General features: G+C 61.0%; 17 protein-coding genes. 5 read left to right on the top strand and 12 right to left on the bottom strand.

Annotated elements, in window-relative coordinates:
• Positions 1-103: 103 nt before the first annotated feature.
• From GGQ67_RS17155 to GGQ67_RS25115, 4 genes are all read right to left on the bottom strand, one after another.
• Positions 104-427 carry a hypothetical protein gene (locus GGQ67_RS17155; protein ID WP_183901352.1) on the bottom strand — a complete coding sequence of 108 codons (324 nt, stop codon included), beginning with the start codon at positions 425-427 and terminating at the stop codon, positions 104-106.
• A 103-nt stretch (positions 428-530) separates the two neighbouring features.
• Positions 531-938: a hypothetical protein gene (locus GGQ67_RS17150; RefSeq protein WP_183901351.1), complete on the bottom strand. Its 408-nt coding sequence runs from the start codon at positions 936-938 to the stop codon at positions 531-533.
• Between the two features lie 12 nt (positions 939-950).
• Complete coding sequence (locus tag GGQ67_RS25120) at positions 951-1307, bottom strand: hypothetical protein (protein ID WP_210279681.1); 357 nt, start codon at positions 1305-1307, stop codon at positions 951-953.
• Between the two features lie 446 nt (positions 1308-1753).
• Positions 1754-2041, bottom strand: coding sequence for an adenine nucleotide alpha hydrolase family protein (locus GGQ67_RS25115; protein WP_210279680.1), 288 nt, complete (start codon positions 2039-2041; stop codon positions 1754-1756).
• Between the two features lie 244 nt (positions 2042-2285).
• Between GGQ67_RS25115 and GGQ67_RS17140 the strand changes: the two genes are divergently transcribed.
• Positions 2286-3476 (top strand): DUF1173 family protein, encoded by a 1191-nt coding sequence (locus tag GGQ67_RS17140; protein ID WP_183901350.1) that lies wholly within the window; start codon positions 2286-2288, stop codon positions 3474-3476.
• 92 nt (positions 3477-3568) lie between these two features.
• Positions 3569-3754: a hypothetical protein gene (locus GGQ67_RS17135; protein ID WP_183901349.1), complete on the top strand. Its 186-nt coding sequence runs from the start codon at positions 3569-3571 to the stop codon at positions 3752-3754.
• Here GGQ67_RS17135 and GGQ67_RS17130 read toward each other — a convergent pair.
• From GGQ67_RS17130 to GGQ67_RS17095, 8 genes are all read right to left on the bottom strand, one after another.
• On the bottom strand, positions 3744-4052 hold the full coding sequence (locus GGQ67_RS17130) for a hypothetical protein (protein WP_246400210.1): 309 nt from the start codon (positions 4050-4052) through the stop codon (positions 3744-3746). The genes GGQ67_RS17135 and GGQ67_RS17130 overlap by 11 nt on opposite strands.
• Positions 4053-4067: 15 nt before the next feature.
• On the bottom strand, positions 4068-5069 hold the full coding sequence (locus GGQ67_RS17125) for a hypothetical protein (protein WP_183901348.1): 1002 nt from the start codon (positions 5067-5069) through the stop codon (positions 4068-4070).
• An 86-nt stretch (positions 5070-5155) separates the two neighbouring features.
• Positions 5156-6346 (bottom strand): DUF932 domain-containing protein, encoded by a 1191-nt coding sequence (locus GGQ67_RS17120; RefSeq protein WP_183901347.1) that lies wholly within the window; start codon positions 6344-6346, stop codon positions 5156-5158.
• A gap of 159 nt (positions 6347-6505) precedes the next feature.
• Positions 6506-6928, bottom strand: coding sequence for an antirestriction protein (locus GGQ67_RS17115; protein ID WP_183901346.1), 423 nt, complete (start codon positions 6926-6928; stop codon positions 6506-6508).
• Positions 6929-7072: 144 nt separating this feature from the next.
• A complete protein-coding gene (locus GGQ67_RS17110; protein ID WP_183901345.1) occupies positions 7073-7729 on the bottom strand; it encodes a hypothetical protein in 657 nt (218 codons plus the stop codon).
• A gap of 70 nt (positions 7730-7799) precedes the next feature.
• Positions 7800-9953, bottom strand: a complete 2154-nt coding sequence (locus tag GGQ67_RS17105; protein WP_183901344.1) for a ParB/RepB/Spo0J family partition protein — start codon at positions 9951-9953, stop codon at positions 7800-7802.
• A gap of 100 nt (positions 9954-10053) precedes the next feature.
• Complete coding sequence (locus GGQ67_RS17100; RefSeq protein WP_183901343.1) at positions 10054-10632, bottom strand: hypothetical protein; 579 nt, start codon at positions 10630-10632, stop codon at positions 10054-10056.
• Positions 10629-11375 carry a phosphoadenosine phosphosulfate reductase domain-containing protein gene (locus GGQ67_RS17095; RefSeq protein WP_246400209.1) on the bottom strand — a complete coding sequence of 249 codons (747 nt, stop codon included), beginning with the start codon at positions 11373-11375 and terminating at the stop codon, positions 10629-10631. Before GGQ67_RS17095 ends, GGQ67_RS17100 begins: the two co-directional genes overlap by 4 nt.
• A gap of 212 nt (positions 11376-11587) precedes the next feature.
• Between GGQ67_RS17095 and GGQ67_RS17090 the strand changes: the two genes are divergently transcribed.
• The 3 genes from GGQ67_RS17090 (at position 11588) to GGQ67_RS17080 (ending at position 15759) form a co-directional block, all read left to right on the top strand.
• Positions 11588-12724, top strand: coding sequence for a tyrosine-type recombinase/integrase (locus tag GGQ67_RS17090; RefSeq protein WP_183901341.1), 1137 nt, complete (start codon positions 11588-11590; stop codon positions 12722-12724).
• Entirely contained in the window at positions 12721-14259 is a 1539-nt protein-coding gene (locus GGQ67_RS17085; RefSeq protein ID WP_183901340.1) for a site-specific integrase, read from the top strand. The genes GGQ67_RS17090 and GGQ67_RS17085 overlap by 4 nt, the downstream gene beginning before the upstream one ends.
• Before the next feature lie 288 nt (positions 14260-14547).
• A complete protein-coding gene (locus GGQ67_RS17080) occupies positions 14548-15759 on the top strand; it encodes an IS256 family transposase (RefSeq protein ID WP_052642991.1) in 1212 nt (403 codons plus the stop codon).
• The last annotated feature ends 221 nt before the right edge of the window (positions 15760-15980 follow it).

The following is a 15980-nucleotide window of genomic DNA, read 5'->3' as shown; positions in this document are numbered from 1 at the left end:
CGGGAAAGGACAGGCCCGCCCGGACGCTCTCCAAGCCCCGGCTGACCGCCCTTTTCCGGCCCCTCTCTCCCTCTGAGCGACCAAGGCGGCGGGCGCCCGGCCCTTAGCCGGGCGCGAGCTTGAGGTTTCCGAATGCCGCAACGCCGGCGACCGATACCTCATGCAGGACGGCATTGCCGCCGGCTGCGATCCAATCGACCACCTCATCCACCGACAGCTCATGGACATGGACGCCGTATCGCTCGGCTGCGCTGCGCTGGCGCTCGAAGGCAGCCCGGTCCTCAAACGCGTAGAGCGTATCGCCCGGACCGTCCCAATAGACGATGGCGAAGCAGACGGGTCGAACGATCTGCGAACGGAAATTGAGGAACACCGGCGCGACCGGCGCAGAAGCCGGGCGCGGGTGGTCGAGTGCAGGCATGGTCATGATGCTCTCCTGAAAACGTGGAAAGGCCCGGCGTTCCTTGGAGCACCGGGCCTGGCTGGAAAAGGTTGGAAGGAAGATTGGTGGGGGCGTCCTCTCCGGAGCGTCAGCGCCGGCCGGAGACCGCACCTTCGATGAAGACCTCGTCGCGGTTGGCTTCGAGAAGCTTCAGGATGCGGCCGTCAACGTCGACGCATTCGTTGATCCAATTGCGATCGAGCTTTCCGTGCCGCCCGAACCGCTCGGACGGTACATAGACGATCGTGAAATGCGGATAGTCCCTGCCATCCGGCGCGACATGGACATGGGGACCTTTGACGTCGATCACCGTTCCGCCCGTGCCGTACGACGTGCGGATCACCATGCCGGGGTGAACGAGTGCCGCAACATCCGGCGCACCGGCCGGCGTCGAACGATAATGGCCGGAGTCGGGCGCCCCGAGCTCCGCCGCGTAGATGGAGTGAGCGCGATATTGCCGCTTCTGGTCGGGCCGAGGTTTACGCCTGATCTGCATTAGCAGCCTCCTTCATGTCGGTGACACGATCAAGGCGGGATGCGTCGTTGGACACCGCACCTTCACAGAGCGGATCCAGAAATTTCGGAGAACCGAAGCTCTTGACCCGAGCATTCTCGGGCGAACGAAGCGCCAAGCCCGATCTAGGAACACTGCTCGATCCGCCTCGCCGCGCCTGACGCGAAAATCGTCATCGACGACGCCGTTCACCTGCGCCCATTGGTTCCAGGCGAAACTGCGGCCCAGGCCGACGGTCTTGTTCGAGCTGGGAAAGCGGTCGGCATTGCGAACCAGTTCCTCCCAGGACGCGCCGAACTCGATTTCGTCGAAGCGGCTATGCCGTCCGGTCAAGGCATTGCGCTCAAGCAAGAGGGCTCGTTCCAGCAGGTCGGGATGATAGGCGGCGAGCCAGAACAGTTCCCAGAGCTTCGATGCCGGGCAGAAGAAGCAGGCCGACTTGATCGGTACATAGTCCGCACCGAGAAACCTCGGCGATGATCCGCACGCAATCCTCGCGCGTCCAGCCGAGAAGTTGCAGCGGATAGACAAAATCGAAATCCGTGTCGGCCGCAGGAAGATTCCTCGACCGGCGAATGTCCGCCGGACTGCAATCGTAACCGATCAGCTTGACGATACGCTGGCCGGTGCGCTGCGCCTCTTCCCACACTGGGTGAGGCGGCGCGGCGTTGGGACCGGATCGAGATCCTTTGAGAAGCTGGTCCTGCGGCCTCTGCTTCCACTTGATGCTGCAGGACTTCAACCCGAAGGCCAGCGACGGCAGGGTTTCGTTGGCGACGCAGTTTCCGTAGAGGTCTTCATAACCGGTCGAGGCGAGCGTCGACTTCCGGCATATCGTGATCGGCGGCCCCCCAGGCGGCCAGAACCGCGTTCATCCGGTCGAGATGGACCATCGTCTCCGGTTTCTCGGCGGCAAGGTCGGCAAATGAAATCACATGGGGACGGAGTCCGGCAAGGTGTAGCAGAACCAGCATCGCCGTCGAGTCGACACCCGCGCCGAAACAAGCCGCAAGCAAGCGGCCATGAAGAGCGGAAAGAAGATGGCGCTGCGCCTGCGGGAGCCACCCGGTTTGATCTCTATGCATGCGAGGAACTCCGCGACGAGCCGCCGGAAGCCTCTCCTCCAGCCCGAACCCGTCTCCCTTCTTTCAGGCCGAACTCTCCCTCTCCGCCACCTCGCTCCGTCGGCGTCCGTTCATGGACCGCGCCGGTTGGCTCCGCTTCTCGGCACGCATTCTTCATCGCATCGCACTGTTTTACTGTTTATTTTTTTTTAAGTAAAACGCATGGTGGCCGTATAGCTTCGACAAAGAGACGGAGAGAACAGAGGTGCGAAAGTTCACGATCGGGGACCGGGTGATCGAGGAATCCTCGCCCGAATTGCGGGCATTCCTCCCGCAGGCCTACGAGCAGCGCCTTCGCCCGATGTGCATGTGCAAGGCGCCGCCGGCGCCGATGTACATCGCACGCGTCGAAGACCAGTATCTCATCAAGCGGATGCCGCTGTCGGGACGCGATCACGATCCTGCCTGCCCCTCCTATGAGCCTCCCTACGAGCTTTCCGGCCTTGGCCCGTTGATCGGCAATGCGATCCAGATCGATGCCAGTGGCAAGGCCGACCTGAAGCTGGATTTTTCGCTGACGAAGCGCGGGCCTCGCGCAGCACCCAGCGCGCTGGCTGAACCGTCAGAACACGGGATCCGGAGCGAGCCCAGGAAATTGTCGCTGCGGGCGATGCTGCATTATCTCTGGGAGGCCGGCGAACTGACGGAATGGCGTTCGACTTGGGCAGGCAGGCGCGGCTGGGGCCGGGTACGAGCAAGCCTTCTCAATGCCGCCGCGCAGATGACGGCAAGAGGCGCCATCTTGGGCGAAATGCTCTTCGTGCCGGAAGTGTTTCATCCCGAGGACAAGGAAGGGATCGCCGCCCGGCGCGCCGCGGCGCTCAAGGGCGTGCAGGCGACGGGTGCTGGTCCACGCAAGCTGATGATGATCGTAGCCGAAGTGAAGGAGTTCTCCGCCGCACGTGAGGGGCAGAGGATCGTGGTGCGGCATATGCCTTTTCCGCTGATGATCGAGGAGGGCGCATGGCGGCGGCTCGCAGCGCGCTATGAGCTCGAACTCGAACTGTGGCGCTCGAACGAGGCGTTCCATCTGATCGTCATAGCTACCTTCGGCGTCTCGGCCGCCGGCATCGCGGCGGTCGAAGAGGTCGCGCTGATGGTGGTCAACGAGAACTGGCTTCCGTTCGAAGACATTCACGAGCTGCGGCTTCTGGAGAAGCTCGGTCACCTCAAGCGAAAGAGCGTCAAGGGGTTGCGTTTCAATCTGGCACGGGATGCGCCGATCGTGTCAGTGACGTTACCGGAACAGAAACCGGCTCCCGTCGCCATGTTCATCGTGCCGGCGAGCGCCGGAGAGGAATTTGAGCGGGCGCTGGCTGACATGATCGAGACGAGACCGGAGATCACGCCCTGGGTCTGGCGGGTGGCGGAGGGTGAGATCCCGCGCCTGCCATGATCCGCAAAACCACATATCCGCAGGGCGTTGACAGACCGCGCCGAATAATAGCACCTCGGCGGTTCGACGCTTCATCTGTCCAACGGAATCCCATGAAACCTGCGAAAAAACCGTTCGTCGTGGAGATCAAGAACCCGCGTCGCCTGTCCCGGGGCAAGAATTCGATCTGGGACAAGGTCGACCTCAAAGCTGCGGGCGATCAGGTCACCGGCGAACTAATGGCCGAAGAGAGCGCTGAAGCGGTGGCGAACAAGAACGCCGGCGACATCAGCGCTTGATCGCATCGTATACCAGCTTTGGAACCACCCATCCGTTCAGGTAGAAGTATCGCCTGGCCTTGAGGCGGGCGATATAGGCGTCCTGCTCTGCATACGAGCCAAGCCGGTTGAAGTGAGTCCGGGAATAATCGATCATTCCGTCCCCTTCGCTGAGTTCCAGCTGGCCGGCTGCAGCCAATTCCTCGATATGAGACCGGAGCGTTTTGACGACGCCGTCGAAGCGGTATTGCCGATCGAGAGCGGTCTGCAGTCGCCCCAATTGCATTGGTGAGAGTGAAATTGTGTTGAACAAGGACATAGGTAACGCCTTTCCTCATGAGCCGACTTGGCATGAAGGCGGATTGAAGCTCGATGTGGTTCGCGCGACGACGTCCTGTCGATGGCGCCTGACGGCCACCATCACGTCTTCAAGGAACTCCTCCGGTTCGCCTTCTCGGAAGGCGCCATCCTCGGACCAGGAGAGGGTCTCGACGAACGCCGGCGCGAAATCGAAATCGAAGGTGAAACCTTCTTCCTCAAGCTCCTCCGAAACGTCCTCATGGACGTCGAGTGCAAGCGGCACGATCTCGCGAACATGGGAACGCATCGCTTGCCATCCGACCGCATCCCAGACCTCGGACATGCGGACGATATTGTCCGGGACCGGCTGTCCAAGCTGATTCAGCCCGCGGAAATAAAGCATCGCCTCCCAGATGCAGAGAGCCGTCTCAAGCTGTTTCACCGTGAACAGATCGCCTGCAGCGTCGCTGGTCAAAGCGTTGTGGTCCTCTGAAGCGGCAGCCGACGATGCCGCAGACGGGAGGGCCTTGTCCTCAAGCCTGAACCGGGCGAGAAGATCCTCGCTTGTGGCATGATGGATGGTCTTGGCGGTGATCAGCGAAACGCTGGCGCCGTAGCTCTCTGGACGTTGCGAGGGGTGATTCATCCATTGGATCACCGTGACCTCACGCAAATCCACTGATCGCGCGACGATACCCTGCACCACGAACTGCCACGGGAACTGGCTAAGGTCGATGTCGATCATCACATCGTCCTCGACTGTGTTGCTGCCTGCCGGCAGAAGTGCGAGGACACGGTCGGCGATGAAGATGTTGAACGGATCCTCGGCATATTGCGATGAGGCGCGAAACGCGACGATCAGCTCGCTGCGCGGCACACGGATCGGGTTGGTCGGTCCGAAGTCCGTGAACAGGACAAGGCCCTCATCGGTTTCGCTGCACTCGAGCACATTGGTGAGGAGCAGCATTTCGAGAGGACTGATGTCTGCCAGCGGGATGGGCGGACGACTATAGATTCTGGTTTCGAGCGGGGTCATGACGTTTCCTTTCCGTGAACGGAGAAGCCCGGCGCGATGGCCGGGCGATGAACGGGATGGATGAGGATGGGCGGTGAATGACGGAGTCAGGCGGCGCTTTCGAGCAGCCTCTTCGCCTTGCCTTCAAGTTCGAGCCGGGTGTCCTGATGCGACTTCCCTCGTGCCAGCGCTGTGATGCCCTGCACAAAGTCAAAAATGCTCTCGGGCGGTCGCCCTTCCTCTCTGAGAACAGTCTCGATTATTTTGCTGGTTTCGGCCTTTGAGAAGCCACGCTTGCGCAGGAACTCCGAGCGATCGTCTTCATTGCGGGCGACGATGCGTTCGCGGGCAGCGCGAATGCCGGCGATAAACGGCGCTGGCGAGGAATTGGCGAAATTCGTCAGCGCCGGGGCGGCTTCGTGGGCGAAACGCTGGGCTGCGAATTTTGAGTGGCGGATGGTGATCTCCTCGAAGTTCTCGGTGCCCCAGAGATTCCTGTTGGCGCACACGGCCCGCAGGTAGAAGCTTGCGATCCCAAGGGTTTTCGAACCGACTTCTGAGTTCCAGGCGTAAAAGCCGCGAAAATACAGATCGGGCTCGCCGTTTGGCAGGCGGCCTGCTTCGATCGGATGGGTGTCATCGCAAAGGAAGACGAAGACATCGCGGTCGCTGGCATAAAGCGTCGTCGTGTCCTTCGTGATGTCGACGAAGGGATTGTGGGTCATGGTCGACCAGTCGAGCAGGCCGGGAACCTTCCAGATCGTGTCGCCTGTGCCATTGCCTGCAATGTTCATGATGGCCACGATCAAATCCCTGTCCCAGATCCGCCCGTATTCGGGGCCGGTCACGGCGCGCAGTTCGAGGCGACCGTCGTCCATCTCCAGCGTCTTGACCGTTTCGGCGTTGTGATTGAGCAAGCCATGTTGGAGATTGATGGCGGCGAGCGGTGCCGGGAGTTGGCGCATGTAGCTCGCCGGCGCGCCGACCAGACTGCAGAGCTGACCGTAGCTCCAATGGGTCGGGGCCAACGGCTCGCGGCTGCCAGGCAGGATCAGCGACATGCGCTCGGTATTGTCGCGGGTCGCTTCAACGTGGATGTCGGCGGTTTCGACGGTGCGGACACGGGCCCGTTCGGTCCGGGCGCTGACGGCGCGATGAAGATCGGAAAGCGACAGGTAGCGCTCGTCGTCTGGACGCGAGAACCATTCCGACGACACGCGGCCGATGCGTTCGCCGCGGGATATATCGACCTTGAAACCTGACGAGGTCGGGCGGGAGTTGGAAATCATCGTGTGCATGTTGGTGTCTCCTTGAAAGTAAGAGCGCGCGGCCGACCGCTCCTGCGGACAACCGGGCGGGCGAATGCGCCTTGAACCATGGGCGCCACAGTGCATCGGCGGCGCGGCATGGTGGGGCAGACGACTGCGCCGCCTGAGGCGGCGGCGCAGCGCAGATCGTCAATCGATCGCCTGAAAGATCTCCGAGGCTTCGGGATGATCCGCAGCGTAGGCGTAGAGGCGACCGTAGCCTTCCGAGAGATGATCGGATTGATGCTTGAAGGAGAGATGCGAGAAGGCAAACAGCGTCGCGATCATCCCGGCAGCCTCCGCCGAGACGTCCCCCTGGAACCCGGTGATTTCGCCGGTGATCCTGAAACGCGATGTCGATCTCGGAGCCAGAAACAGCGGCTTGCCGTCCTGCTCGTAGAAATCCCAGAACCCGCCGCCGTAATCGAGCGGGCTGAGTCTCTCCATGAGACCGTAGACGGCATTCTCGCCGATGATGAGGAGCGAACGCCCGAACAGGGTCGGAAGGAATCCCGCGCGGCGCTCATCAGGGACAATCGCCGCGGCCAGGGGCGTTATATCGGAACTGGACATTGATTCTCTCCGGAGAGGCGTTGGGTCGAGACCGGGCTGCCCTCTCTTCGCCCGCCCGGCCTGCCCCCTTCCCGGCCAAACTCTCGCCTCTCGCCGGCCGCAGCCGCCGGGTTCCACGCGCGCCGGATAATCACCCCCGGTGCGTCAACCCGGCTGAAGCCGACGGTGCGCCGCCCGGATCGCCTCCATTGCCGCCAGAAACTCCGCATTGCTCACGGCATCGGAGAGATCCGCGGTTGCGACGATGGCTTCGCAGGCAACTCGGACGTCTTCATCCGTCACCAGAGCCGGCGAGACCGATCGGAAGCTGTCATCGACATCGAGCACCGAGGCGATCGCGCTGCGCACGTGCTCTTCGTCCAGACGTGCAAGGACATGGCTCGGCTTTGGCGCGACGACCGGATCGGCGGGATCGGCGGAACCGGCCAGAATCGCTTCACCCCGCGCTATCGCCCAATCCGATTTGGCAAGCCAGTCGAGCGGCGGCTGACTGCCCGCATGGGCATCGTGGGCCATCATCTTCAGCAGGCCGAGCAGGATTTCGAAGTGGTGGGCCCGACGTTGTATTCCTTCATCGAACTGCGAAGGGACTGTCACCGGCGATCCGGCATAGGCGGTATTCTCGCCTTCCCAGATGCCGGTTACGTGGATCTCACCGGAGGAATCGTAATTTTTCTTCAGAGACTCCCAGTTGTCGTCACCGAGTGCCGCCTTGCAGGCAGCCTCGGGCGTGTCGGCGACATAGGTCGCATGCCGGAATACCGGCAGGGTGTAGGTCGTTTCGATCGTGTAGGCAGGCATGACGCTTTCCTGAAAAACAGAGAAGCCCGGCTGAGCGCCGGGCTTTCGTGAGCTTGGGATCCGGGAGTGGTTACTCGGCGGCTTCGAGATGTTCGCCGTCGCCATCGATCGAAGCGTCGGCCGCGTTTGCGGCATCCGTGTCCTCAGTCAGGAAGGACGGCAGATCGATGTCCGCGGCCTCGGCCGTAGCGTCCTCGACGACAACATCGGATACGACGGCATCGGCCTCCGCCGCCTCCTGAACCTGATCGACCGGCAGCCGCAGCACTTCGGGAAGCCATCCGCTGCCTTCGAGCAACCGGGCGGCTTCGCGCGCCATGTCGGGCTTCTTCAGGTGGTCGATCAGCTGCGCCGACTGCTCGCCCTTCGCCTCGCGGACCGCCTGCAGGATGTGCGCCTTGGTCACGCGGCCGAGGTAGTTGTCGACCGTCGGCGTCCAGCCAGCGGTAACCATGCCGAAGCCAAGCGAGCGGGCGAGCTGCGTCGCATGGGCGTTTTCCTTGGTTCGCCGGTTCCATGCCTGCACGGTGGTATTCACCGACAGCGAGACGCAATGGGCAAAGAGCGCCATGCGGCTATCCTGGTCGAGCGCGATCAGGTAGTCCCAGACCTCGTCGGCGTTGCCGGGGAGATCATAGCCCCAGGATTCCTGCCGCTGCTCGATCTCCTTTGCCCAGACCGTGTCGCCGAGGCCCTGCGTCTGGCTGAAGGCGGTGTGCTGCAGCGTGATCTCGAGGCATGAGTCGCTGCCGTATCGATAGAAGATCTTCAGGACCGCGACATGCAAGGCGGCAATGAAGGCCATGACGGGATCGTTGGCCACCGCATTGCGCAGAGCGACGGTGCGGGCCGCCGTCAGATCCTCGATGACGCGATCGGAAAGCGGACGAACCTTGCCGTCGTCTTCCTCCGGCTCCTCGACGGCGGCAGGCTTTCCGTTGACCGAGATACCGCCATTCGCGGAAGTGGCAGCAGTGTCAGTCTCGCTTTGAGCATCATCGGTGCCGTCATCGGCATCACCGCTTTCCGGCTCGGCGACGGTTTCGTCTTCGGGTCGGACGAAACCGCGTTCGATCTTCGGCTCGCCATTGGCGGCAAGCGAGATGAAGGCGCCGCCGCGGGCGACTTCTTGCCTGTCGAAAACGTAAGGTCGATCGTTGAGGGCATCCAGCGCGTTGCCGAGTTCCTCAAGACGAGCCTCGGTCTCATCGGACTGCTCATCCGCCTCGGCGTATTCCGCGTCGAGCCTGTCGTATTCCGCCTTCAGCGCATCATGCCGCGCAAGCTCTTCCTCACTGAATTCCGCCCGTTCTCCGTAGAAGCGGCGAAGACCGGATGTGTGGCCGTAGGGGAAGTCGAACGCGGCCTCGACCCACTTCCAGCCCTCTTCGGCTTTCAGCGCTTCCGCCTCAGTGGTCAGCTGTTCGAGCACGAGCTGCTCGAGCAGCGCCGGATCCTGCAGCCACCCGCCACTGTCCTGCTCGAACAGGTCACGCATCACGACACCGCCGGCTGCCTCATAGACCTCGATGCCGACATAGATGGCACGGCGGTCCGAGGCCCGGACCGCGGTTTCGGTCAGCATCCGGCGGATATAATAGGCATCCTGATTATGCGACCGCGAGATCGTGTCCCACACCTGTTCCTGGCGGACATGGTCGTTGGTGATGGAGAACGCCATCACCTGGCCGAGCTTCATCTCGTCATTGGCATAGAGTTCGAGGAGGCGCGGCGAGACCGACGCCAGGCGCATGCGCTGCTTCACGGTTGCGACCGACATATGGAAGCGGGCGGCGATGTCTTCCTCGTCGAGGCCCTGCTCGCGCAACGTCATGATGGCCCGGAACTCGTCCAGCGGGTGCAGGTCGACACGCTTGACGTTTTCGGCGAGTGAATCCTCGACCTCGAGCGTGTCGCCTTTGCTGACGATGCAGGGAATGGCGGCTGTCTTGGCAAGCTTCTTCTGGCTGACAAGAAGTTCGAGCGCGCGATAGCGGCGACCGCCGGCCGGAATGCGGTAGATGCCGGTTTCATTGCCGTCGCCGTCTACCTCGGCGCGGACGTTCAGGCTGGTCAAAAGACCGCGATGGGCGATGTCTTCGGCGAGTTCCTCGATCGACACGCCCGCCTTCGTCTTGCGGACGTTCTGCTGGCTGAGGACGAGCTTGTTGAAGGGGATATCGCGCCCCGCATTGAGCGTGATTTTCTGAATGGCCTGTGCCATGTCGTTTCTCCGTGGCGGGCTGGCCGGAGCCTCTCTCCGACAACCTCAACCCGCCACGAACACCCCTTCCCCCCTCTCCCTCCAACCTCATCCGCCGCCATCACCGCTTCCGACCGGCATCCGCGTCGTCGCCGGCTGTGGAGAGAGGCCTGTTCAGCCAGGCGGCCATCTGCTTTCGCATGATGCCGAACGGCCCGCAGATCTCCGTTACAAGCGCGCTCCCCGTCACAAAGCCGTCCTCGCGGAAAAGCTCGACAAAATGAAGCATAACGTCGAGATAGAGGGCTCCTCCGACGAGGCAGACATCGACGAAGGGCTCGCGGCCATACCTCGTCATCGAGGCGATGTGCTCGCCGGCGTGTTCGCCGGATGGCATGATGCGCCGCTGGGTCTTCGGGCGCGGCCATCGCGTGCCGAGGCCGCCCGTTTTCATGGCGGCAGCAATTTCGGGCGTCATCCGCGCCTCGTATTGCTCGATGTCCATGCTGGCATCGCGAAAGCCGTAATACGCCGACAGAATGGCGACGCGCGCCTTTTGTTCGCCGGGATCGACATGGCGCAAAGTGCGCCATAGAGGGCCATCGTACCGGTTGCGCGCCGGCATCCATTTCGGGCCGGCACGCTTGGTCATCGAGCAGGACAGGATCAGCAATCGCCGAGACGTCGAGACCGTCGTCATTCCGCCGTCCTCCTGCTGGCGCGAATTGCGAGCAGCTCGGCATAGCGATTATGGATCGAAGCTCGATCGAGAAAGCCTGGACGCAAACCCAACATGGTACTGATCTCCGTGCGCACCTCCGCAAGAAGATCGGCCTCGCCGTCGGACAGCATTCGGGTCGGCCAACCCTTTACATAGAGCATCTGCTTTGTGAGACGTTGCTCGGCCGTTCGGCGCCGGGCCGCCTTTTCCTTCGCTGCAGCCAGCCGAACCCGCATATCCGGCTGAAGGAGATGGGGAGCGATGTCGCCTAACCAACGCGCCCCCTGAAATGCGAAGGTGCTGCGGCACTCCAGGCCGACCATCTGGCGATAGAGATTATGGGTTTCCTTCCGGCCGGTGGCGGCGACGAGATCCGGAAGACTCGACATGATGCAAAAGCGGCACGACACCCGGCTCAATCCGAACTGCCGGTATGCTGGATGAGGTTCGATGCCCCAGGCATCCAGCGATGCAAAGACGTCCGCCTCCGACCAGTCAGCGATTGGGCGCCAAGTCCATATTTGCTCGCCGGGCTTGTGATCGGTGATCTCGGCGCGGGCGCGTTGGGCGCTCTCTGCGCGCCTAACGCCTGTCACGCTGATTATTGGCAGGCGCGAGAACCGGCGTTTGAGCTCTGCATGAATTTTCGTGGTCTTCAGTTCAAACGTGTTAAGGTGACCTCCGATTGAATTGACAACAAAGTGGCTTAACTTCCTGTTCAAAAGCCATTTTTGTCCTGTTGACGATCTCTCACTGGCGCTCACCATCCGGCTTTATGGGATACCTCGCCCAACTGTTAACTTTTGAGGATCCTATGTTGATGCGCCAAATCGGCTCTGTCCCGAGCAAGTATGTTTCACCACCTCACCGCATTCGAACCATTGTCTTTGGAAGCGGCGAACGCATGCCGATGCTCGTCCGAGTGGATACGGGCATGCCTGAGTTCGACGCGTGTGTTTACGCCACGACGGTAGTGCGCCCCGGAAGCGGGTCCGCTGCCACCATCGAACAGGCGCTTCGCGGGGTTCAGTTCCTTCTGGCATTTACCGAGCTTCGTTCGATCGCACTTCAGGAAAGATTTATCGACGGCAGATTCCTTGATGCGCACGAGCTCGATGAACTGGTTGCAATGTCGCGTCGAACACTTCGCGGCGAACAAGGTAGGCAGGGAGCGCTATCAGCAAAGCCAATGCGAGACAGTGTGTCAGCCACCACGGCAAGTATCCGTCTTCATTACGCCAGAACCTACCTTGGCTGGCTGGGCGAGGTGACCTCCTCCCGGATAACCTCAACGCTCCAGCAGCGCATCCGTTACATGGAATTGCTTCAAGGCTTCCTTGATCGACTGAGCGCTCGCATACCTTCCGGTCGGGTGATGCTGGCGAGAATGAGCCTGGGCAGGGACGCCAAGGCTGAGTTGCTTCGTGTCATCGATCCTCAGTCGATCGACAATCCGTGGTCGAGTGAATTCCATCGCGATCGGAACCGTCTGCTTATTCTATGGGGTATTGGCACTGGTCTGCGTCGAGGTGAGCTGCTGGGTCTAAGGATCAAGGCGCTCAACTTTCGTAGCAACATGGCTGACATTGTGCGTCGGCAAGACGATGCCAGTGACCCTCGGAGACTCCAGCCCAACACCAAGACACGGGAACGAAGCATCGGCATAAGCGATGAACTTGCCTATATGACCCATGAACACATCGTCAGGCACCGCTCGAAACTTCGGGCGGCAAGAAAACACGACTTTCTGTTCGTGGCAGATGACGGGGCACCCCTGTCGTTGTCGTCCGTCACCAAGATCTTCCGCGGGCTTCGACTACACCATCCCCAGCTTGGGGACGATCTGTCATGCCATGTCCTGCGCCACAGTTGGAACGAAGACTTCTCGGAAATCGCGGACCGGGCGAAACTTTCAACCGAAGATGAGCGCCGCGCACGCAATCATGCGATGGGTTGGTCGGAAACATCGAGGAGCGCAGACGTCTATCTGACACGTCGAACCCGCCGTCTTGCCGCCGATGCTTCTATGAAAATCCAACGCCATGTGATCGGTGAAGGAGAAAAGGAATGAAGCTCGCGCCGTTACATGCGGCGAAAGCTGCCATCGAATCTATGTCCGGGGATCAGGTTCTCCACACGGTCGACGGACATGCTTTCATTCCGATGGATGATGTGTGGGTGGTAGCGACACCGTCAGGACCCGCTTCATTCAACTTCAACAATCTCCCCGGCGCTTCACCTGAGCTACGTCAGCAAATCAAAGACGTCTGCCGTGCGTTGCTGGTGTCGGCGGCACCATCCCGCGCGTCTCAGGCGCTGACCGCCTACCGGGTGCTGATCCGCTTCCTGGCCGAGGAAATGCCTGGGAGAGCCGTGGAGATGATCAGTCTCAGGGATGTCTTACGGTATGGGGCATCGTTGAAAGCCAAAGAGCTTTACAAATTGCGACGCCTGAAGGAGCACCTGTTGCTCTGGGTCGATCTCGGCATTGGCGGCCTCGATGATGATTTGCTCATCAGATTGCCCGACCTCGAGACCAAACACCACGAGGTCGGCGCCGCTGTCAGGACGCTGGATCCGGAAACCGGTCCTCTCACGGATATGGAATATGAAAACCTCCTCTCCGCCATCCGCAACGCCTTCACCGAAGGCAAACTTACTACCTCCAATTACACGCTGTTGATGCTGGCGATCACGCTTGGCGCGAGACCATTACAGCTCGCCATGCTGAAATGTGGTGACTTCACGGTCAGCGCTCGGCAGGATAACAGCAAGATCTTTATCTTGCAGGTTACCCGGATCAAGCAGGGCAAGGGCATTCGCCCGCGAACGATCTTCCGCCCGCGTGAACTTGCGCCTGCGCTCGGCACGCTCATTCAACAGCAGTGCGATGAGGCCCGAGAATGGGCAGTCGCGCATGATGTTGCTCCCGAAGTAGCTCCGATCTTCCTGTCGGACCGCAGCTCGATCAATATGGGCGACATCGGACTGCGCGGTCATCATTCGGGTAAGTCCATGGCTGAGAAGCTACGCAGACTGCTGAAGGACCTGGCCGTTACATCCCATAGAACCGGACGAAAGCTTCACTTGTTCCAGAGCCGGATCAGGCGCACCCTCGGCACGCGGGCTGCGGCCGAGGGACATTCCGCTTCCGTTATCGCCGATTTGCTAGACCATAGCTGGATCGACTCTAGCTTGATCTACGTCGAAACCCGTCCAGCGATGATGGAACGCATCGACAAGGCGCTTGCACTTCAACTGGCGCCTGTCGCCCAAGCATTCGCAGGGACGCTCGTAATGCGTCAGGATACCGACCGCGGAAGGATCATCCATACCGCCACGCGCTCACAACTCGAATCCGTCGGCACTTGTGGCAAACACGATTATTGCCGGCTTGCAGCACCACTAGCCTGCTACACGTGCACCTTCTTCAATCCATGGCTGGATGCGCCACACGAAAGCTTGTTGGATAGCTTGCTGCAAGAGAGGGAAATACTTGCAAACACGGCCGACCTGCGTATCGCGGCCGTCAACGATCTCACGATCCTCGCAGTGGCCGACCTGGTTAGGAAATGCGGTGAGATGGTCGGGAGGGCAACCAAATGACTATGCCCACTCCGTTAATCTCTCGATCACGTGTCGATGCGCAGGCCAACATTGCCGCCTTCATTACCCATTCAAGGGACGAGGTCGCGGCGTTCGACCCACACCTCGATTTTGATTCCGATTGCTGGGATATCGGTAGCGTCCGCGCACGTGGTGTAATTTCGGAGGCGCGTTGAGGTGGAAACGGCGGTGGAGAATGAGCTGCCGAATTCGTTGAGCGCAAGGTGGGCACCGGGCCTGTCGGAGAAGGTGGAGTTGCAAGACTTCAACCAGCCGAAAGGAACCCCGATGACCGACGACAGATTAGCTCTTTCCGAACTTGCCGCGAAGAGCGGCGACAGCGATTTCCTGCGGACGATTGCCGAAAGCGTGCTGCAACTGATCATGGAGGCCGATGTTGACGGCCTGATCGGCGCTGGCCGCTATGAACGTGGCGACGGCCGCCAGACCTGGCGCAACGGCTACCGCGACCGCTCGCTCGACACCCGGCTCGGCACATTGAACCTGAAGATACCGAAGATGCGGCAGGGAGCCTACTTTCCCGGCTTCCTGGAGCCGAGGAAGATGGTGGAGAAGGCGCTTGTCGCCGTCATCCAGGAGGCGTGGATCAACGGCGTCTCGACGCGCAAGGTCGATGAACTGGTGCAGGCCATGGGCATGACCGGTATCTCCAAATCTTCCGTTTCCAAGCTGTGCAAGGATATCGACGAGCGGGTGAACGCCTTCCTCAAGCGCCCCCTTTCCGGTGACTGGCCATACCTCTGGCTCGACGCCACCTATCTGAAGGTGCGTGAGGGCGGTCGCATCGTGTCGGTGGCGGCGATAATCGCGGTGGCCGTGAATACGGACGGGAAAAGGGAGATCGTCGGCCTGCATATCGGCCCTTCCGAAGCCGAGCCGTTCTGGACGAGCTTCCTGCGCGACCTCGTGCGCCGGGGTCTCACCGGCGTCAAACTGGTCATCTCCGATGCTCATGAAGGTCTGAAGGCCGCCATCACCCGTATCCTCAGCGCGACATGGCAGAGGTGCAGGGTTCATGCGATGCGCAACGCACTCGCCTACGTCCCCAAGGGACAGCATACCATGGTCGCCGCCGCGATCCGGCAGGCCTTCATCCAGCCCGACTATGACAATGCCATGCAGACCTGGCGGCATGTCGCCGACCAGCTCCGCGCCAGATGGCCCAAGCTCGGCACCTTCATGGACAACGCCGAAGCCGACGTGCTGGCCTACATGGCCTTCCCGGCGCAGCACCGCACCAAGCTCCACAGCACCAACCCTCTGGAGCGGCTGAACAAGGAAGTGAAACGCCGTGCCGATGTCGTTGGCATCTTCCCGAACGAGGATGGCATCATACGCCTGATCGGCGCGGTCCTCCTCGAAGCCAATGACGAATGGCAGCTTCTCAGCCGATATATGCAGGTCGAGGCGATGGCCGAGCTGAATCCACCGACAATCGAGGAGGAAACCACACTTCAGATTACACCCAGAGCCGCCTGATCATGACGGCCCGGAACCACACCCGAAATTACACCAGCTTGACGGACGCGGCCGGGATATCACCGCCCATAGCTTCGCCAAAGGCGATCGACGCGTCCGACTGGGTCGCATTCATCTGTTCTTCGACAGGATTCCCGACGGCGGGGGAACAGACCCGATATCCAACGTACGAATGTTTGCGAAAGCGTATGTGCGGAGCCAGACCGCGCATCTTAGCAGCA

The organism is Rhizobium metallidurans, from assembly GCF_014196505.1.
GTDB lineage: Bacteria > Pseudomonadota > Alphaproteobacteria > Rhizobiales > Rhizobiaceae > Rhizobium > Rhizobium metallidurans.
The sequence above is the reverse complement of the archived record's forward strand: the minus strand, read 5'-3'. Positions and strand labels throughout refer to the sequence as shown.